The sequence below is a fragment of the Meiothermus sp. genome (genome assembly GCF_025056915.1).
Lineage (GTDB): Bacteria > Deinococcota > Deinococci > Deinococcales > Thermaceae > Meiothermus.
Genome location: NZ_JANWVH010000005.1, coordinates 1 through 18,164, shown reverse-complemented (window position 1 = coordinate 18,164; position 18,164 = coordinate 1). Strand labels below are relative to the sequence as shown.

Below are 18,164 nucleotides of genomic sequence, written 5' to 3'. Positions count from 1 at the left end.
GGAGTACCCGTTACACCGTGCCGGACGGCGTTGCACCTGGCGTTCGGTGCGGCCTGATTTCGTCCGGAATTTTAGAAAGCGTTAACCAACGCTCTTTTCCGGCGAAATCTTACTTTCGCTGGGAGGGGCAGGGCTATACTCGAGTCGTGAGAACACTCCTGGGCTTCCTGACCCTTTTTAGCCTGGCGCTGGCCCAAACCGGGCCCCAGCTCTACCAGCAGAACTGCGCCTTTTGCCACGGTGAGAATGGTCAGGGACGGGTGGGCGCCTTCCCGCCCCTGGCCGCCCACACCACCGAGCTGATCAAAACCCCCGAGGGCCGCACGCACCTGATCAACGCCTTGCTTTATGGGATGCAAGGCCCGGTTCGGGTCAAGGGGAATACCTACAACGGGGTCATGCCGGCTTTCGGGCAACTGACCGACGAGCAGATTGCGGCCGTCCTGAATCACATCCTCAATGCCTGGGGCAACGACAAGCTGTTGCCCCGTGACCACCGGCCCATCACGCCAGCCGAGGTGACCAACGCCCGCAGTGTGGGCAATCGTCCAACCCCCCAGCAAGTTGGCACCAACCGCGCACGTATAAACGTCCCGTAGGCCATTGGCGTACAATCCTTGGTGGAGGTACCACATGAAGCATCTTTTTGTGGCGCTCGCTCTGATGTTGACTGCCGCCTTCGCGCAAAGCGGCCCCACCCTGTACCAGCAATGCCAGGGGTGCCACCAGCCCACGGGTGCAGGCATACCGGGGGTTTTTCCCCCGCTGGCCGGGCATGTGCCCGACATTCTAGCCGCCAAAGGGGGCCGGGCCTGGCTGATCCAGCTATTGCTCTGGGGCATGAGCGGCGAGATTACCGTCAAGGGAGCCAAATACAACGGGGTCATGCCGGGGTACCGCCAGCTCAGCGATGCCGAAATTGCAGCTTTGCTCAACCACATCTCGACCCAGTGGGGCAACAAATTTCCCGCTGGTCAGCAGCCCTTCACTGCCGCCGAGGTGAAGGCGCAACGCGCCAAGACCCTTACAGCAGCCCAGGTGAATGCAGCCCGTAAGGCACTCGGACTGAAATAGCCGGGAAACAAGACTCGGGCACATCCAAATACCAACCTCAGGCGTACCTGTAACCTCCCTGGATACACAAGACGGGAGTGGGGGCCCGGGGGCAGGTGGTGGGTCTCCAACACCTGCCTTCTACCTCTGAACCCTGCTTTCACACCCCTGGAGTATTCAAGCAAGGACGTAAGGCATGGCCAACCTCTTCAAGAAGCTAGAAACCTGAATTCGCCAGTGCTTATCCCGCTCAGTACTGGTGCGGCTCCCTATGCAGGCGGCTACCAGGCTTTTATCGAAGTGGAGAGGCTCATAGCCTGGGAAGAGCGCTCTCACTTTTTGTTAGGCTGTGAGGGTGATGGGCGAGGCAGCCATTCCCAAGCTTTCCACCACCGATTGGGCCGTTCTGGCGGCTTTGCTCGAGCAGCCTTCGCACGGGTTTCGAATTGCCGCGCTGTTTGCGCCTGAAGGGGAACTGGGGGAGATCTGGCGCATCCAGCGCACCCAGGTCTATCGGGCGCTGGAGCACCTGGAGGCCAGGGGGCTCATTGAGGCCTTGCGGCAGGAAGAGGGCGATGCGGGGCCGCCCCGAACCCTGTTTACCGCTACCTCCGGTGGCCGGGCGCTGGCGCTGCGCTGGCTAAACACGCCTGTGGCGCAGTTGCGGTATGGTCGCTCCGACCTGCGGCTCAAAATCGCCTTTTTGATTCGGCTGGGACTCGACCTGGCCCCGCTGCTGAAGGCTCAAAAGGGTGTGTTTGCCCAAATCCTGGAAAACCTGCGCCACCAACCAGGCGCCGAGGGGGTCCATCTGGTCTCGGTTTTGTGGCGAGAGGAGATGGCCAAGGCCAGTCTCGAGTTCATCGAGCGGCTTCTGGCTCGGAATGTGGACTTGTCCAAATAGGCCCTGTCCCATATAGTTACACTGTAACTAATAGGGAGACTGGATTGTGATTCGTTTTCTCGGCTTGTGCCTGTTGCTTGGGTGGGGCCTGGCCCAGAGCAACACGGTTCGTGTGGTTGCGGCGGCGGACTTGCTGTATGCACTGACCGAAATTGCCCAGGGTTTTGAGCGCCAGAACCCCGGTATCAGGGTCGAACTAAGCTTTGGTTCCACGGGCAAGCTCTACACCCAGCTCCTGCAGGGCCTGCCTGCCGACCTCTACTTTGCCGCCGACGAGGCTTTCCCCAGGCTTTTGGAAGAAGCCGGACGCACCGTGCCGGGGACCCTCAGGCTGTATGCGGTGGGCCGGATGGTTATCTGGGCCTCCAACAGCCTGGTTCAGCAAGGGCTCGACCCCCGAAAGCTGGGGCCGCGGGTTCTGCTCGACCCCAGGGTGACCAGGCTGGCCATGGCCAATCCGGTTCATGCCCCATACGGACGGGCGGGGGTGACGCTTCTGGAGCGCTTTGGTCTCCTTCGCCCGACCCGAACAGCCAGGTGGGAAGAGATGACGGCGGGGATACCCGCCTACTACGACATAGGCCCTCTACGGCGGGGTAAGGCCAGTTTCGAGTTCGTCTACGGCGAAAACATCTCCCAGGCCGCTCAGCTGGCCCTGACCAGCACCAACATCGGACTGATTGCCCTTTCCATCGCCAAAAGCGAGGCCATGGAGCAGGCCGGGGTGTTCTGGCTCGCGCCTTTGAGCAGCCATCTGCGCCTGAACCAGACCTACGTGATGCTGCGCGGGCAGGATCGCCCGCCGGTTCGGCGCTTCTACGACTACATCGCCACCCCCGAAGCCCACCGGGTGTTGCGCAAGTACGGGTTTTTGTTGCCAGGGGAGAAGCTGGAGTAATGGATGACCCGGTATTCTGGCAAACCCTGCGCCTGACCTTTGAGGTCAGCCTGGTAACCACGGCCATACTTCTGTTGCTGGGCCTGCCGCTGGGCTGGGTGCTGGCCCACAAGCGCTTTCCGGGCAAACGGGTGCTGGAGTCCATGGTGCTACTGCCCCTGACCCTGCCCCCCACCGTGCTGGGGTTTTACCTGCTCTTGCTGCTCGGGCAGAACGGCCCCATCGCCCAGACCTTTGGCTTCACCTGGGCCTTTCGCTTTGAGGGGCTGGTGGTGGGCTCGGTGCTCTTTAGCCTGCCCTTTGCGCTCAACGGCTACCGGGAAGCCTTCCGCAGCTTAGACCTGGACCTGATTCAGACCGCCCGCACCCTGGGGGCGGGGTGGCGGCGGGTCTGGCTCGAGGTGATTTTGCCCATCACCTGGCCGGGCATTTTGTCGGGCTCGATTCTGGCCTTTGCCCACACCCTGGGCGAGTTTGGGGTGGTGCTGATGGTGGGGGGTAGCATTCCTGGCAAAACCCAGATGGTAAGCATTTACATCTACGACCAGGTACAGGCCCTTCAGTTTGGGCGGGCCGCGGAGGCTTCGGGGGTTTTGCTGGGGGTCAGTTTTGCGCTGGTGTATCTGGTGCGAACCCTGGAGGACGTGTGGAGATTGCGTATGCCCTCGAGCACCCGGTAAAGCTCAGGCTCCGCCTTCGTGCGGAGGGCCTCACGGTGCTGCTGGGGGAGAGCGGGGTGGGCAAAACCAGCCTGCTGAAGGCGCTGGCCGGTCTGATTCCGGCCAGCGGCCAGCCCTTTACCGGGCTGCGGGCCGAAAAGCGCCCGGTGGGCTACCTGCCGCAGCATTTCGCCCTGTTTCCGCATCTGAGGGCCTGGCAGAACGTGGCCTTTCCCCTGGCCCATCTACCCCGCCCAGCCCGCAGGCCCAAAGCCCTGGACTACCTCGAGCTAATGGGCATTGCCGAGCTGGCCGAGCGGTTTCCGCGGCAGCTATCGGGAGGGCAGCAGCAGCGGGTGGCGCTGGCGAGGGCCCTGGCCCGGGAGCCTCAGATTCTACTCTTAGACGAGCCGACCAGCGCCCTGGACGCGGCCACCCGCGAGGAGGTGTTCGGCGGGGTGCTGGAGCGCCTGAGGGGCTTGCAGATTCCCATCCTGGCCGCCACCCACGACCAGTGGCTGGCCCAGCGGGCCCACCGGGTGGCCGTTCTGACGCGGGCCGGGCTGGCGCAGGAGGGCAGCGCCGAGGAGGTGTTTGGCCGCCCGGCAACGCTCGAGGTGGCCCGGCTGGTGGGCTTCCGCAACCTGTGGGAGGGTACGGTGCTGGGCTTGCAGAAAGACCGGGTGCGCCTGGAGACCCGGCTGGGCCCGCTCCAGGCGACCCGCCCCGACTGGGCCCGGGTGGGGCAGCGGGTCTGGGTGGGCATCCGTTCGGAGGAAGTTTTTACCCTAGACGGTCGCGAGAACTGCGTCCGGGGCCGGGTTCGGCATCTTTATTCGCAGGGCTTGCGGCTTCGCGGTGAGCTGGTGGTGGGGGAAGTTGGCCTGGACTTCCTGTTGCCCCGCTACAAGCAGGCCCAGCTGGGGCTGGCTGAAGGGCGGGAGCTCGAGGTCGCCCTCGAGCCGCGCTTCTTGCACCTGATACCGGGCTAAGACTGCTTCTGCTCCGGCTTGCTCTCCTCAGGCTTTTTATCGTCGTCGCTCAGGCCTTTGCGAAACTCCCGGGCCGACTGGCCCAGCCCCCGGGCCAGCTCCGGAAGTTTGCGGGCGCCAAACAGCAAAACCACAATCAGCAAGATGATGATGAGCTCGGTAGGGCCTAAAGGCATACACTTCCTCCTTCGCTTCAGTATACGCCGAGGGGCTTGAGTCCAACTGTAAACCCAGGCCGTAAGGGGGTGAAAAGATTACAGAAGTTGTCGGGGGTCAAAGGGCATGGGTTGCTCGCTTTCGGCTTCGCCTGGGCATGCGGCCTTCGGCACTCGGCTTTCGGCAGCCAACCTGACCCTAAAAAAATCTTGCAAGACGAAGGGCCCTCCCCGCTTTCTCGCTCACACCTCACGGTAGCGATCCCGGTGCATTAACAGGGCCAGGCCCAACCCCAAATACACCATGACCAGGCTGGAGCCCCCTTTGGAGACCAGAGGCAGGGTGAGCCCTGTGACGGGGGCCAGCCCCAGGGTGACCGCAATGTTGACCACCACCTGAAAGGCCAGCATCGAGAGCACACCGGTTATCACCAGCCGGTCCTCCATTCGCACACATTCCAATATCATCCGGCCCAGACGAAAGAAAAGCAGGGCATACAGCAGCATCAGGCTGACCGCGCCCATAAAACCCCACTCCTCGGCCAGCACCGAGTAGATGAAGTCGGTCTGGCGTTCGGGCACAAACCCCAGTTGCGTCTGGGTGCCGGAGCCAAAGCCCTTCCCCATCAGCCCCCCGGAGCCAATGGCAATGGTGGACTGGATCTGCTGAAAACCCTTGCCGCGGGGGTCTTTGGAGAGGTCGAACAAAATTTCAACACGGTCCCGCTGGTACTGGCTGAGGTTGGGCCAGACCACCGTAGGAATCAGTACCACCACCGCGACCAGCCCCAGCACTATGTGCTGCACCGGCATCCCGCGTACAAACAGAATGCCCAGCAGGCCTGCGATCAGCACCAGGGTGCCCCCCAGGTCGGGCTGGATGAACACCAGCCCCAGGATGGGCGCAGCCACCACCATGGGCAATACATAATCCAGGGGCCGTTCCAGGGGCCGAGCGGCCAGCACTTTAGCCAGCACCAGAATCAGCCCAATCTTGGCCATCTCGAGGGGCTGAAAACTGATGGGCCCCAGGTCAAACCAGGCCTTGGCTCCGTTAATCTCGCGCCCCACCAGCAAGACCAGCACCAGCATTGCCAGCGAAACCGCGTAGAGCGGGAAAGCCCAGGCGAGCACCTGGCGGCGTGAGAACATCTGCGCCAACAGGCCCACCGATAAAGCAATCGGAAAGGCCACCAGTTGCTGCACCCAGACCCCGCGGCTGGGGGCTGCGCTGTAAAGCGTGACCAGCCCGACCAGGTTAATCAGCAACACCAGGCCAATCAGCACCCAGTCGTAGGCAAATACCGGCACTCGGCGCAGCGTCACCCCCTCAGTCTATCCAGGACTTGTGAGATTTGTCAGTTTTGGATGGTGTTTCTACAAACCTATTCCAGCCTGACCCCTGGCTCGCCAACAGTGCTAAACTTTGGCTCGAGTGATTGGGAGGATTAGAGACATGGACGAAATCATTACCATTGGCGCGGCGGTGGTCATCGGCTTGTTGCTGGTCATGTTCATTTTCTTTGTAAAGGACAAGGGTTTGCCCAACAAAGACCACTAGCGCATCACCCTCTCACCCCGCAGGAAGGGCTGGGAAGGGTATCGGACAGGCCCCCCATTGGCTGGTAGTGTGGGGGGCCAGGATGGCCACCCCACCTGGCCTCCCCTGCAAGGTCGGGGAGGAACCGAGCGCGTCCGGGCCTGAGTTCGCTCACCGTTCGGGTGGGGTTATATGGTCTTTTGTGCGACGCAGAAATCAACAGCTTTTTTCAGGAATGAACCAGGTGAGATTGGGTGGTGGGTGGTCCATTGTGAATAAACCACCTGCCTTCCGCCACCAAATCCCTGGCCCCGCCCGAACCGCTTCTACCCAACGGTGGGCTGGCTGCCTGCGCTCCGGGGACGTCTTTCGAGCCTCCCCCTTACGCCTTTCTGCCGGTGGTCGGAAATAGCGTAATATATCGCCAGGAGGCAGCGATGCGCGAAGTGTGGGTGGTTTCGGCGGTACGAACCCCGATTGGGCGGTTTGGTGGGGCCTTGAAGGATTTTTCTCCGGTGGATCTGGGGGCGCATGTGATGAAAGCAGCCCTCGAGCGAGCAGGCGTAAACGGCGCCGACCTGGATCTGTTCGTATTCGGCCAGGTTTTGCGGGCCGGGCATGGACAGCTGCCGCCCCGACAGGCGGCCTTCAAAGCAGGAATCCCCAACACGGTGGACGGTTATGCGGTGGACATGGTGTGCGCCTCGGGAATGCAGGCCGTAGCCAACGGTGCGCTGGCCATCAAGAATGGCGATGCCGAAGTGGTGCTGGTCGGCGGGATGGAGTCCATGACCCAGACCGGTTTTTACCTCTCGAGCCGGGCCCGCTGGGGCTACAAATACCTGGCCGGGGCACCGGAGCAGTTGCAAGACATCCTGCAGCGGGATGGGCTCTCCGACCCCTTTACCGGGGAGGCCATGGGCGACCAGACCGAGCGCCTGGCCGCCGAATTTGGCGTCACCCGTGCCGAGCTGGACGAGGTGGCGATGCACTCCCACCAGCGGGCGGCCAGGGCCCAGGAAGCCTGCTATTTCAGCAAGGAGATCGTGCCCCTCGAGGTCAGAACCCGCAAGGGGGTGGAGCAAGTCGAAAAGGATGAAGGCGTGCGGCCCGAGACCACCCTGGAATCGCTGGCGGCCCTGCGCCCAGCCTTCAAGAAAGACGGGGTGCTCACGGCAGGCAACGCCTCGCAAATTTCCGACGGGGCAGCAGCCCTGGTGCTGGCCAGCTCCGAGGCCATACGGAAACATGGCCTGAAACCCATCGCGCGGATTCTGGGCAATAGCTGGGCCGCCGGTGAGCCCTGGCGCTTCCCCGAGGCGCCGGTGCCTGCGGTCAAAAAGCTGCTGGAAAAGCTCCGGCTTGGGATTTCCGACTTCCAACTGTTTGAAAACAACGAAGCCTTTGCCCTCAACAACCTTTTGTTCCACCGCCTGCTGGGGGTTTCCCTGGAAAGCCTGAACGTGCATGGCGGCGCGATTGCCCTGGGGCACCCCATTGGGGCCTCGGGAGCCCGAATCCTCACCACCCTGATTCATGCCCTGCACACCCACGGCAAGGAACGCGGCCTGGCGGCCATCTGTCATGGCACCGGAGGGTCTACTGCCCTGGCGGTCGAGGTCGCATAGGTGGAGCGGTTTTCCGACCAATCCCGCTTGCCTTTATTCACCCCACCCGATGAGGCGCAACGAGTCCGCCGTGCCGCAGATTGGTGGGCGCCGCTCGACCCACCGGAAGCGGCCTGGCCTGACCATTTGGTTGGATGCCTTTGTGTAAACTGCGGCTGACAGGAGGGCGCTATGCAAGAGAACGCCGAAAGCAAAACCTGGGTCGAGGAAATTCAGGTGCAGGGCAGCGAGCTGGTGAGCAAAGTACAGGAGCTGCTGCGCGACGCGACGGCCACGCGGGTGACCATTTGCAAGCCCAACGGGGAGGAGCTTATCTCGCTACCGCTCACGGTGGGGGTGCTGGTGGGGGGCTTGCTCACCCTGGCGGCCCCACGCCTGGCCGCCATCGGGGCTATTGGGGGCCTTATCGCCCAGTTCAAGCTCAAGGTGGAGCGCCGCAGCGACGGTCAGGTAGAGGTGCGAACCCTCGAGGAAGAATCCAAAACCGAGTTTCCCGACCAGCCCGCCTGAGCCCGCCGGGCGCAGCGCAATCAACAGGCGAAACGGCCTACCTGGACCTCAAGAAACCCGCTGGGGCACGAGCTCGTCCAGGCTCACCTCCTCCACGCTCCAGGAGACTTCCACCACCTGGTACTCGGCCTGGGCGGCGATAAAGGCAGCGGCCTCGCGAAGTACGGTTTCGACCCAGACCCCGTCGTAGCCAATCAGGCTAAAGCCGACCACCTCCCAGTCGTGGTCGTCCTGGCCGGCCAGCCGCGCCGCCGAGACCGGGAAGCGCGAGCGCAGCCGCTCGATGGTCGGCTTGACCAGGGCCCGTTTTTCCTTGAGGCTTTTCACCCAGGGCATCTCGAGGCGTGCGGTGTAGAGGCCCAGGTAGGCTTTCATACCTAGATTGTGCCATATCCAGTGTGACATCGAACCGGGAGCGAGTGTTTCCTACTGGGAGAGCTACGGCAAATGCTGGCCTACCTCGAGCCGCTCCAGGCCGCTATAGACATTGAACGAACCCCGCAAAAAACCGATCAGGGTCAGGTTGAACTCCTGGGCCAGCTCCACTGCCAGACTGCTGGGGGCCGAGATGGCCGCCAGAATGGGGATGCCGGCTGCCAGGGTTTTCTGGGCCAGCTCGTAGCTGGCCCGCCCGCTGACCAGGACGATGTGCGCTGAGAGGGGGAGCCGGTTTTCCAGCAAGGCCCAGCCTAAAAGCTTGTCCAGCGCGTTGTGACGGCCCACATCCTCGCGCACGGCAAGCAGCTTGCCAGAGGCATCAAACAGCGCAGCCGCGTGCAGGCCCCCGGTTTGCCGGAACAGCCCCTGGTGCTGGGCCAGGATGCCCGGCAAGCGGGCTATCACTTCGCTCGAGACCCGAAAACCAGGCTCCAGGGGCCGGTAGCGCAGGCGCAGGTTTTCCAACCCCGCCTTGCCACAGACCCCACAGGCCGAGCTGGTGTAAAAGTGGCGCTCGAGGGGGGCCAGGTTCGGTAGCGTGTCGGAACACAGCTCGATGTTCACAATGTTGTACTGCTGGGGTTCGCCGGGGTCGGTACAGTAGGCCATGCGGCGAATTTCATCCCGGCTCCCAATCACCCCTTCAGCGAACAAAAACCCGGCGGCCAGTTCAAAGTCGTGGCCCGGCGTTCGCATGGTCACGGCCAGGGTGCGCGTCTGGCCCAGGCCCGAGCGCAACCGTATCTCCAGCGGCTCCTCGGTCGCGAGGTGGTCGAACCTGGCAAGGGCCCGTCCGTCCTCAATCCGCAGCATCCGGATGGGGGTCTTGGCGCCCTTGCGGTGGTTGGGTTTGGATATAGACATACGCCTCTTTGTAGGCCGGAATTTTGGCTTGCCTCGAGCGCAGCGCCGGGTCAATCAGCACATTGCCTTCAGGCCAGTGTACCTGCACGCTGCCGGGGAATACATCGGCGGGAAAAACCTGTCCAACAAGCACCCCAAAGCGGTTGTGCAGCCAGATGCGCTGGCCGGGCTTCAGGCCGTGCTTTTCCAGATCCGCCGGGTTCATCAGCACGGCATCGCGGGGAGCGCCGTTGATGGGGTCGGTGGGTTCGTGCACCATGCTGTTGAACTGCTTGCCGCGCCGGGTGACCAGCCGAAACGCACCCTCTGGGACGGGGTTGGCTGGCAGTTTGACCGGTCTGAACCGGGCCCGCCCGTCTGGGGTTGGGCAGACCCCCTCCGGGCAGAGATGGGGGCCGCCATACTGGAAGGCATCGCCCTTCTTGTGCAGGTGCTGGATGCCTTCGTAAAGCGGCACCAGCCGGGCAATCTCGGCCCGCACCGCGGCGGTATCGGCAAAGCGCACCTTCTCCGAGAGCTCGGGCTTGCACATCCGCGCCACAATCTCCTGGAATACCTGCCCTTCCCAGCGGGCCTCGCCGATGCGCGGGCCGGGGATTTCCGGACTAAAGATGACCCGTCGCTCGGTGCTGGTCTCTGTAGAGCCGCCGGGAATCTCGTAGCGGGTGGTGGCCGGAAGCAGAATCACCTCCTCGGCGGGTTCGACCAGCATCTGCGAGGAGAGCACGATGTCCTGGTGCACGCGCAGCGGCACCCGGGCCAGGTGGGCCTCGGCCTGGGCAGGGCTGGGCAGGGTTTCCAGAAAGTTGCCGCCTATGCTCCAGAGAACCTCGAGGCCCCCCTCGAGCATTTCCGTAACGGTCAGACCTGGTTGCTTCGGCGCTGGAAAGCCCCATTGCTGGGCCAGGGCTGCCGCCGTCTCGGGGTTGATGGGAATGCCCCCAGGGAAGACAGAGGCATAGGCCCCCATCTCGGCCCCGCCCTGCACGCCCGAATGACCCCGGATGGGCATCAGGCCACAGCCTTCGCGCCCCAGGTAGCCCCGGGCGAGCCCCAGGTTAATAATGCTCTGCACGGTATCCTCGCCTGTGGTGTGCTGGGTGATGCCCATGCTCCAGACCAGCACGGCCTTGTCGGCTTTGGCCAGCAGCAGGGCGAACTCGAGCATCTCGGCTCGGCTGGCCCCGGAGAGCCGCTCGAGCGCCTCCCAGGGCGTTGCGTTTACCTGGGCCTCCAGCGCCTCAAAGCCCTGGGTATGCTCGGCAATAAAGCTGTGGTGGAGCCAGTTTTGCTCGATCAGGTGCTTGAGCGTTCCGGTGAGAAAGGCGCTGTCGCCCCCAGGCTGCACCCGAAAAAAGCGGTCGGTAATCCGGGTGCCAAACAGCGCGCTCTCGGGGTCGGAGGGAATCCAGTAGTGCTGCATGGCCGGTTCCAGGTAGGGGTTCACGCAGACCACCTGGGTTCCGGCCTTTTTGGCGTAGTAGAGGTATTTCATCATCACCGGCTGATTGACCGCCGGATTGGAGCCCAAAAACACCACCAGGTCGGTGCCAATCAGGTCGCGGTAACTACAGGTGGTGGCGGCCACGCCCAGCGACTCCTTGAGCGCCACCGTGCTGGGGCTATGGCAGATGCGCGCGGCGTTGTCAATGTTGTTGCTGCCCAACGCCCGCACCGCTTTTTGAACCACATAGTAGGTCTCGTTGGGGGTGCCCCGGCTGGTCAGGTAGAAGCCCATCCTGTCCGGCGGGGTTTTGCATAGCTTCCAGGCTATGCGATCCAGGGCCTCATCCCAGCTGATGCGGGTGAACCCGGGCTCCCCTTTGCGGCGGCGCAGGGGGTAGGGCAGACGGCCCAGCGCGCGCAGCTCGGCAGAGCTTTTGCCGCGCAGGCCCTCCACATCGGACAACCGCCCTATGTCCAGCGGGCCCATCGTATTGAGCCGCAGGAGCCGCAGCCGGATGTTGCAGAGGTGAACCCCCTGGATGGTCCAGTCGCGGAGGCCGCTGGTGCCCAGGGCGCAGCCGTCGCAGACCCCATCTTGCAGGATGCGCCAGGCATACTCCAGGTTGTCGGCGTTCTCGGCCAGGGCCCGGAAAACCTCGAGGAAGTTGTTGGGCTTCTGAAACCCCAGCCCAAAAGGCCGCAGGCTGACCCAGGTCTCGGGGCTCCACCCTTTCTTTACCGGCTTGAGCGCCACACCATGCCTCCACTGAATGGCTCTATTCTAAGGCTCTTTCCATTGGGGGCGGCTATGTGTTCAACAAATCCGTTGAATAGGGCCGCCAGTTGCCTTCCCAGTCGTAGTATTCCAACGCCCCCAGGCGCTTTTTGTAGTCATACTCGGAGGGTTCCAGGTAGGCATAGCCAGGGTAATAAAACTGCTTGCCCCACTCGAGCGAAAGCTGAATGCAGCGCAAAATCATCAGGATGCCCAGGCTGCGGCGGGCGCAGGCGGGGTCAAAGCACTGGTAGACGCTGGAAGTGGCCTGCGCCCCTTCGTCCAGATAGCTGATGCCCACCAGACGGCCCTGGTGGTGCAGGGTCAGGCTGTGGCAGCGGCAAGGGATACGGGCCGGACGGCGCGAAACAAAGTTGTAGATGCGTTCGGGGATGCTATGGGTGAAGCGGGTCTTGTGCCGTTCAAATAAGGCCTCTACCTCCGAGTTCACAAAAGCCGGTTGCAGTCTGAACACCAGGTCTTGATTTTTCTTCCATACCCGCCGCTGGCTCTGGCTCAGGGTGTGGTGGGCCAGCCGTACCCGCAGGGGTAGCACGGTGTGGTTTCGCAGATGGCTATAGCGAAAGAAATACACCCCAAAGTGCCGCCAGCCCTGCGCCCAGAGCGCATCCATTTGCTCGGCTGCGACCTCTGCGGCCACAAAATACTCATCCAGGTGGGGCGGCATGGAATATTCAGGCTGCACAAGGAGTCAAGCTACCCCTCACAATACCCTGAACTTTGAAACCAGAAGCACAATGACCAGGCCAGAAAGAATTTTCCGGGCGCAGCCAGGAATCGGAAATACAACCCCCAAAACTCACCACCCCTTCGCCGCCGCAGATTCCTGGTTGGCTACTACCAACAGAAGTGAGGCGACGGTGGTGGGCAAAACCTTCTGCTGCTCGAAGTCGCTACCCCAGCAGGGAAGATTTCCATCCAGCGGGGACTTTTGCCGTAAAGCCCCGACCTTCTGTGGCAAGCTACACTGCCTTGAGGTGAGCGTGAAACAGCGGGTCGAACAGTTCGGGTTTTTCCATGTGGGGCGAATGGCCGGTGTCCGGGAACACTTCCTCGCGGTAGGAGCCCCCCCGGGCTTTGTACTGCTCGAGCACATAGCGGGTCTGGCCCACCATCGGCTGGGGGGGGTGTACCTCGTCGCCGGGCCAGCCGGGAACCAGCCCCAGTTTGCCCAGGGTGCCCAGGTTGAACAGGCTCATATCGCTCACAATCTGGTCGTCGGCACCGCGCACCCAGAGAATGGGGGGTTTGACCGCTGCCGATAGCATCTTCTCCACGCTGTCGCCGATGTACTTGGGCGAGATGGCGTTGGCCGGCCCCCACCTGCCAGGGGCCACATTGGGCCAGTGCGGCGAGGCCTCCAGGTCGCCGGGATACTTATCAGGCCCAATCTTTTCGGAGAGAACGGCGGAAAGCAGGGCCTCTTCACGGGGGTGCCGGAAAGGGGGTTTCCAGTAAAAGCTGTTCATGACGGTGCGGGGAGAAGCCTGATACTCCGTGCCGCGATACCCCTCGGCAATCAGTTTGGCGAACTCGGGGTTGACAATGCCGCCTCCGGAGCCGGCAAAGTCGGGGGCGCAGGGGGTGCCCTGAAGGTCTTTGGTGCCGCCAAAGCCAAAGGGCGAGCCCGGTGCAACTACGGTAGCCGTATAGATGCGCTCCGGTGCAGCCGCCAGCAGCGCCCAGACCACGCTGCCCCCCAGCGAGTGCCCTGCCACATGAAAGCGGGCATAGCCCAGCACGTCCATCAGGCCGAGCAGGTCGTCCGCCCAGTCCATGCAGCCTCGAGTGGCATCTACCAGCTGGTCTTCAGTATCTCCGTAGCCCCGCAGGTCGGGCGCAATGGCGCGGAAGCCCGCGGGCAGGGCCAGCATGGTCTCTTCCCAAAAGGTGCTGCTGCTGGCGTTGCCGTGAATCAAAAGCACCGGCACGCCATCGGCGGCCCCCCGCAGCAGAACGTGCAGGTTCAGTCGCGGGGTCTCGATCATCTTGGACAAAATGCCCGGCAGGTTAGGGATGGAACCCATGACACCCTCCTTCACAGTTGAGTCGGCTCATGTTACCGGGTTTCTGTTACAAACTTGTTACCGACAGCGGGCGTCAATGAGATAAACATCAGAATTAGCTGGAGCCTGGACAACCAGGACAGGCAACTCCAGCCTGCGGATATCGCGCTCTTCACAAACGTGGCCGCCCACGAAAACGAGAAGGGACAAAGAGACGTGCCTCACCGAAGTGAGGCACGCTTGTCTGCGTTGCGTCTGGGCCAAGACGCATGTTTTCGAGATTCCAGGTCGCCCCTGTTCTGTTCAGAACCAGGCTTGCTCGAACTTGAATAGCTCATGACATGTGAAGAGCGCTCAGGCGTGACCTTCCGGCAGATTCTTTCCTTCTGCGAACGAAACCAACGCCCCACACGACCATGCAGCCGTGTGGGGCATCAAGTGCGGGACGGCTCTCAGAACCCAAGGCCCAGCCGCAGCGCAAAACGCCCCGTGGGGTTGCGCTGACTGAAGCCATAATCCAGTCGGATGGGAGGCAGGATGGCTCCGAGCAAGTCGAGGTTGATTTGCAAGCCGACCCCTGCGCCCAGGAAAAAGGCGTCAAGGTCGCCGGTAGCCGGCCAGATGCGGCCAAAGTCGGTAAACACAAACCCGTAGATGTTGGTTCCTCCGGCAGGGCTCAGGCCAAAATCGTAACCGTACTCAACGGTGCCATTCAAGACGGTGGTTCCCTTATCCAGAAAGCGGGGATCATATCCGCGCAGGGTGGAGATGTCGGTGGAGTTGCCGCCCAGGCTAAACTTCTGACTGTCCTGTGCGGTTCCTAAAATGGTTCCAAAAGACAGCCGCAATCCAATGGCTTGACGGGCCGCCTGGTCGAGCTGGAAATAGTTTCGGCCCGTCACCACCACCGGCACATACTGGGTTACGTCACTGCCTTTAGGAAAGGTAATGCCATAGCCTGTGCTGACGTTGACCGAAAAGCCCTGGGTGGGGAAGGTGGGGCTATTCAGGGTGCTGTAGGTAGCCCCGAGGTTGAGGGTAATGGCCTGAAACTCCCGCACTTTTTGCTCGAACTGGTTCTGGGCATCCTGTAGCAAAGCGTTGCTGCAAGCGGTGTCCTCGGCAACCGAAGGATTGGCCTGGTTGCCTGAATCCGCCACTTTGACCAAGCAGCGAGGGCGGTTGGAATCGTTGACTTCCAGGGCGGGGATGTTCCATTCCCACCCCAGGCTGGCCGAGAGGCGCAGGTTGGGGAAGTCGCGGCTGAGGGGGCGGGATATGGTGAAATTGATGCCGGATTTGCGTTCGGTGTACTGCCAGTTTGAGGTCTGGTCGTTGGCATCAATCACGCCGTCGCCGTTCAGGTCGGGGGTGTTGCCGTTGTACTGCTGTTGCAGGGGAAAGTTGATGTTGGCCTGCGGCTGGCTGTACACATTGACCCCAAACGAGGTGCGCACGTCTTTGAAGTCGGCGAAATCCACATAAATCCAGGGAATGCGGTAGGACGCACTGAAGGTGAGGAGCTGGCCGGCATCGTTGGGGTTGATGCCCAGGGTCACGTTGTACTGGTGGGCCAGCCCCCACAGGTTGGTGTCGCTGATGCCGATGCTGCCCTCCCAGCCCGTCAGACTGCTCCAGGAGATTCCAGGAATGAAGCTACCGGTTTGGGCTTCGCGGAAGCTCATCACAATGACGATGTCTTCGGGCTTTTCGCCCTGCTGGGGCCGCACCGCTGGAGGTTCGCGGAGCAAGCCGGTGCGAAGGATGTTGGTAATGCCCTGCCTCAGGGCGTTCACCGAAAAGAGACTACCGACCGGGGGCATTTCGCGCAAAAACACACTGGGGTCGGTGCGGGTCAGGGCCGGTTCAATGCGATAACCGGCAATGCGAAGCTCGCGCAGGCGCTGCACATAGACGCCATCCCGGAAGGAGATATCGGGCTGGCCCACCAGGTCAAAGCCGGCATCGCGGTATTCCCGCAGGACTCGAGCGAAATCTTCTGTGGCCAGGGTTGGGTTGTATTCATCGCCCGGCTTGAGGCGCAGGCGTGGCAGCAATTTGTCGGTGGGAATGGCGGTATTGCCTTCGATCCGAACCTCGCGGATGGCCCCAAAACGCTGCTCGCCGGCCTGGAAGGTCAGGCGCACCCCGTCCTGGCTCACCCGTTCGGGCCGGAAGTCAATTACCCGGCTGATGCTTCGGGATAGGCTATTGACGCCGTCGAGAATCCGGTCGAGGTTGAAGGGATCGCCCACCTTGAGGCCCAGCGAACTGATATCCACCCCTCGAGCGTTAATCTCGGCGATTTTGAGTTCGCTGAAAGCCACTCTGAGCACGCCTTCCGAGAGGGTGGTGCGCACCAAGTCCACCCCGCTGCCCCGGAAACCAGCCGCCGCGTATACATCGGCGGTACGGCCCACAGCATCCCGAAAGCGCTCGAAGGAGAAGCGCCCATTCTCCACCACCGGTTGAAAGAGGGGCTCGAGCCGTTCCTTGGGCACATAGGTAGCAGCGCCCACCTCCACCGACCTCAGTTCGGGGTTTTCCTCCACGTTGAAGTTGAGTTCCACCCCACCCGGCACATCCTTGGCCTCAGGGGTCACCCGGGGCTCGAAAGGGAAACCTTCGTTGCGGTAGATGCGGGCCAGGGCGAGGGCCGCCTCGGCGGACTTTTTGGGATTGAAGACCGAACCGACCCCTATGGCCTGCTCGGTTTCCAGGTAGCGCAGCACATTGGCCTCCGGAAAGGCCCGGGAAGATGCGGAGACCTTGGTAATGGTCGGGTTGGTTGTGACCTCAACCACCAGCTTGTTGCCTTCCAGACGAACCCGGGCCTCCCGGAAATAGCCCGTGCCCAAGACGGCGGCCCGGGCCTGCTCCAGATTGCCGGGTTCATCGCCCACCCCAAAAGGCAGGGAGATGCGCACCAGCGCGGCCAGGACGCTATCGGTGCCCCGCACCTCCACTTCTTCGATAGGGGCTGCCAGGGCTATCCCCAATAAAATCACCAGGGGCATTAATCGCTTCATGCTGCCAACCATATGCGAAGCGCGTGAAGCAAGAGTGAGAGCAAATTTTAGCAACCGCTCGGCAGCCAAGGCGCCGTTTTGTTCAAAAGGCATACCCTTCCAGCTTACTACCCCGAGCCTGGGTCATCCCGAACCCTCCACGTGTGCAACAGGCTTCTATGACCTGCCTTCCCTCACCTTTTTGAGGCGGATGGCGACAAGACCTGAACCTGCATACCCTCCCTGTCCCTCTCTACGCGGTAGGGAGGGGCCTGAGGGCGAACCTGCGGGAGTGTGCGGTTGCGGCGAAGGAAGCCATCAGGCCTTGTCACAATCTCGTCCGCTGGAATGATTGGGCCAGCTCCTATTCGAGGGACGTTGTGCACATGTGCCTACCTTGAAAACTGTGAGAATAGGGGTGGGCGATTGCCTGGAGCCACCGTGCTCAAAGCCGCAACAATGGGCTTATCGGCTTATGTACGACCACAACCAGTAAGCGGTGAAGGCCAGGGATAAAAGGAAAAACCCAACCGGAATAAAGGAAAAGTTCCGCCGCTGCACCCGTGGTTTGGGCATGCTCGGGGTATGGCCTGTGAAGGCTCGTTTGATTGCGCTGGCATCGGCCTCGTTGAACATGGGTCTGCCAGAACGCCAGTCTCGAGCGTTCTTCCAGTCGTCGCGGGCGTGGGCTGGTTCCTCGGGGATGGTCGGCGTGGGGGGCCGATAGACGGTTTTGGGCGCATGGGGCCGCCGGTCCATTTGCAGCTCGAGGCGGTCGCCCAGCCGTTGCAGCTCGAGGTCGTTCGGGGCCAGCCGCAGCGCCTGGTTCAGGGCGTACTGGGCCCTGTCCAGGTCGCCCAGCTCTACCAGGGCTTTGATGTGCAGCAAGAGCAGCGGCAAGTTTTCGGGGTCTTCGACCAGCCCCTCTCTGGCACTGCTGGCGGCCTGCTTGTAGTCACCCAGCATCAAAAAAGCCTCGGCCCTGACCCGCCAGTAATCAGGCCAGCCCAGATCCATCCAGGAAACCCTGTCCAATACCCGTAGAGCCAATACAGGTTCTCCCCTGGAAAGGTGTTGCAAGGCACGCTCAATTCCGGTGGTGGCATCCAGTTGGTTCATGAATAGCCTCAACCTCTCCCTGCCTTTACCTTAGCAACCAGGGGTGTGAGGTTCGGTGATTTCTAAACGTCCGGCGGGCGACGCTCGTTATCGCGCTCTTCACAGACGTGGCCGCCCGCGAAAACGAGAAGGGACAAAGAGACGTGCC

At 62.1% G+C, this 18,164-nt stretch carries 17 protein-coding genes; 8 read left to right on the top strand and 9 right to left on the bottom strand.

From position 1 onward, the window contains the following. The first annotated feature begins 146 nt into the window (after positions 1-146). From NZN28_RS01660 to NZN28_RS01635, 6 genes are all read left to right on the top strand, one after another. Positions 147-599: a cytochrome c gene (locus NZN28_RS01660; protein WP_295395023.1), complete on the top strand. Its 453-nt coding sequence runs from the start codon at positions 147-149 to the stop codon at positions 597-599. 34 nt (positions 600-633) lie between these two features. Then, positions 634-1,074 carry a cytochrome c gene (locus NZN28_RS01655; protein WP_295395021.1) on the top strand — a complete coding sequence of 147 codons (441 nt, stop codon included), beginning with the start codon at positions 634-636 and terminating at the stop codon, positions 1,072-1,074. 337 nt (positions 1,075-1,411) lie between these two features. Beyond that, entirely contained in the window at positions 1,412-1,957 is a 546-nt protein-coding gene (locus NZN28_RS01650) for a PadR family transcriptional regulator (protein WP_295395068.1), read from the top strand. A 46-nt stretch (positions 1,958-2,003) separates the two neighbouring features. Next, on the top strand, positions 2,004-2,855 hold the full coding sequence (gene modA, locus NZN28_RS01645) for a molybdate ABC transporter substrate-binding protein (protein WP_295395020.1): 852 nt from the start codon (positions 2,004-2,006) through the stop codon (positions 2,853-2,855). Beyond that, positions 2,855-3,535, top strand: coding sequence for a molybdate ABC transporter permease subunit (gene modB, locus NZN28_RS01640; protein ID WP_295395019.1), 681 nt, complete (start codon positions 2,855-2,857; stop codon positions 3,533-3,535). Before modA ends, modB begins: the two co-directional genes overlap by 1 nt. Continuing rightward, the gene (locus tag NZN28_RS01635) at positions 3,502-4,506 is read left to right on the top strand and encodes an ABC transporter ATP-binding protein (protein WP_295395018.1); all 1,005 of its coding nucleotides are present in this window, start codon (positions 3,502-3,504) and stop codon (positions 4,504-4,506) included. Before modB ends, NZN28_RS01635 begins: the two co-directional genes overlap by 34 nt. On the opposite strand, the gene NZN28_RS01630 is transcribed toward NZN28_RS01635, so the two are convergent. Beyond that, a complete protein-coding gene (locus tag NZN28_RS01630; RefSeq protein ID WP_295395016.1) occupies positions 4,503-4,682 on the bottom strand; it encodes a twin-arginine translocase TatA/TatE family subunit in 180 nt (59 codons plus the stop codon). The genes NZN28_RS01635 and NZN28_RS01630 overlap by 4 nt on opposite strands. Positions 4,683-4,904: 222 nt before the next feature. Further along, complete coding sequence (gene rodA / locus NZN28_RS01625) at positions 4,905-5,987, bottom strand: rod shape-determining protein RodA (RefSeq protein ID WP_295395015.1); 1,083 nt, start codon at positions 5,985-5,987, stop codon at positions 4,905-4,907. Between the two features lie 651 nt (positions 5,988-6,638). On the opposite strand from rodA, the gene NZN28_RS01620 reads away from it, so the two are divergent. Both NZN28_RS01620 and NZN28_RS01615 read left to right on the top strand, forming a co-directional pair. After that, entirely contained in the window at positions 6,639-7,829 is a 1,191-nt protein-coding gene (locus NZN28_RS01620) for a thiolase family protein (RefSeq protein ID WP_295395013.1), read from the top strand. Between the two features lie 171 nt (positions 7,830-8,000). Then, positions 8,001-8,339: a DUF4342 domain-containing protein gene (locus NZN28_RS01615; RefSeq protein ID WP_295395011.1), complete on the top strand. Its 339-nt coding sequence runs from the start codon at positions 8,001-8,003 to the stop codon at positions 8,337-8,339. 48 nt (positions 8,340-8,387) lie between these two features. On the opposite strand, the gene NZN28_RS01610 is transcribed toward NZN28_RS01615, so the two are convergent. The 7 genes from NZN28_RS01610 to NZN28_RS01580 form a co-directional block, all read right to left on the bottom strand. After that, a complete protein-coding gene (locus NZN28_RS01610) occupies positions 8,388-8,714 on the bottom strand; it encodes a DUF503 domain-containing protein (protein ID WP_295395009.1) in 327 nt (108 codons plus the stop codon). 63 nt (positions 8,715-8,777) lie between these two features. After that, positions 8,778-9,641, bottom strand: coding sequence for a formate dehydrogenase accessory sulfurtransferase FdhD (gene fdhD / locus NZN28_RS01605; RefSeq protein ID WP_295395007.1), 864 nt, complete (start codon positions 9,639-9,641; stop codon positions 8,778-8,780). Continuing rightward, positions 9,577-11,841, bottom strand: a complete 2,265-nt coding sequence (locus tag NZN28_RS01600) for an FdhF/YdeP family oxidoreductase (protein ID WP_295395006.1) — start codon at positions 11,839-11,841, stop codon at positions 9,577-9,579. Before NZN28_RS01600 ends, fdhD begins: the two co-directional genes overlap by 65 nt. Before the next feature lie 52 nt (positions 11,842-11,893). Continuing rightward, positions 11,894-12,550, bottom strand: coding sequence for a GNAT family N-acetyltransferase (locus NZN28_RS01595; RefSeq protein WP_295395004.1), 657 nt, complete (start codon positions 12,548-12,550; stop codon positions 11,894-11,896). Between the two features lie 295 nt (positions 12,551-12,845). After that, positions 12,846-13,910, bottom strand: coding sequence for an alpha/beta hydrolase (locus tag NZN28_RS01590; protein ID WP_295395003.1), 1,065 nt, complete (start codon positions 13,908-13,910; stop codon positions 12,846-12,848). Positions 13,911-14,341: 431 nt separating this feature from the next. Then, a complete protein-coding gene (locus NZN28_RS01585) occupies positions 14,342-16,918 on the bottom strand; it encodes an outer membrane protein assembly factor (RefSeq protein WP_295395001.1) in 2,577 nt (858 codons plus the stop codon). 444 nt (positions 16,919-17,362) lie between these two features. Continuing rightward, complete coding sequence (locus NZN28_RS01580; RefSeq protein WP_295395000.1) at positions 17,363-18,016, bottom strand: tetratricopeptide repeat protein; 654 nt, start codon at positions 18,014-18,016, stop codon at positions 17,363-17,365. Between the last annotated feature and the right edge of the window lie 148 nt (positions 18,017-18,164).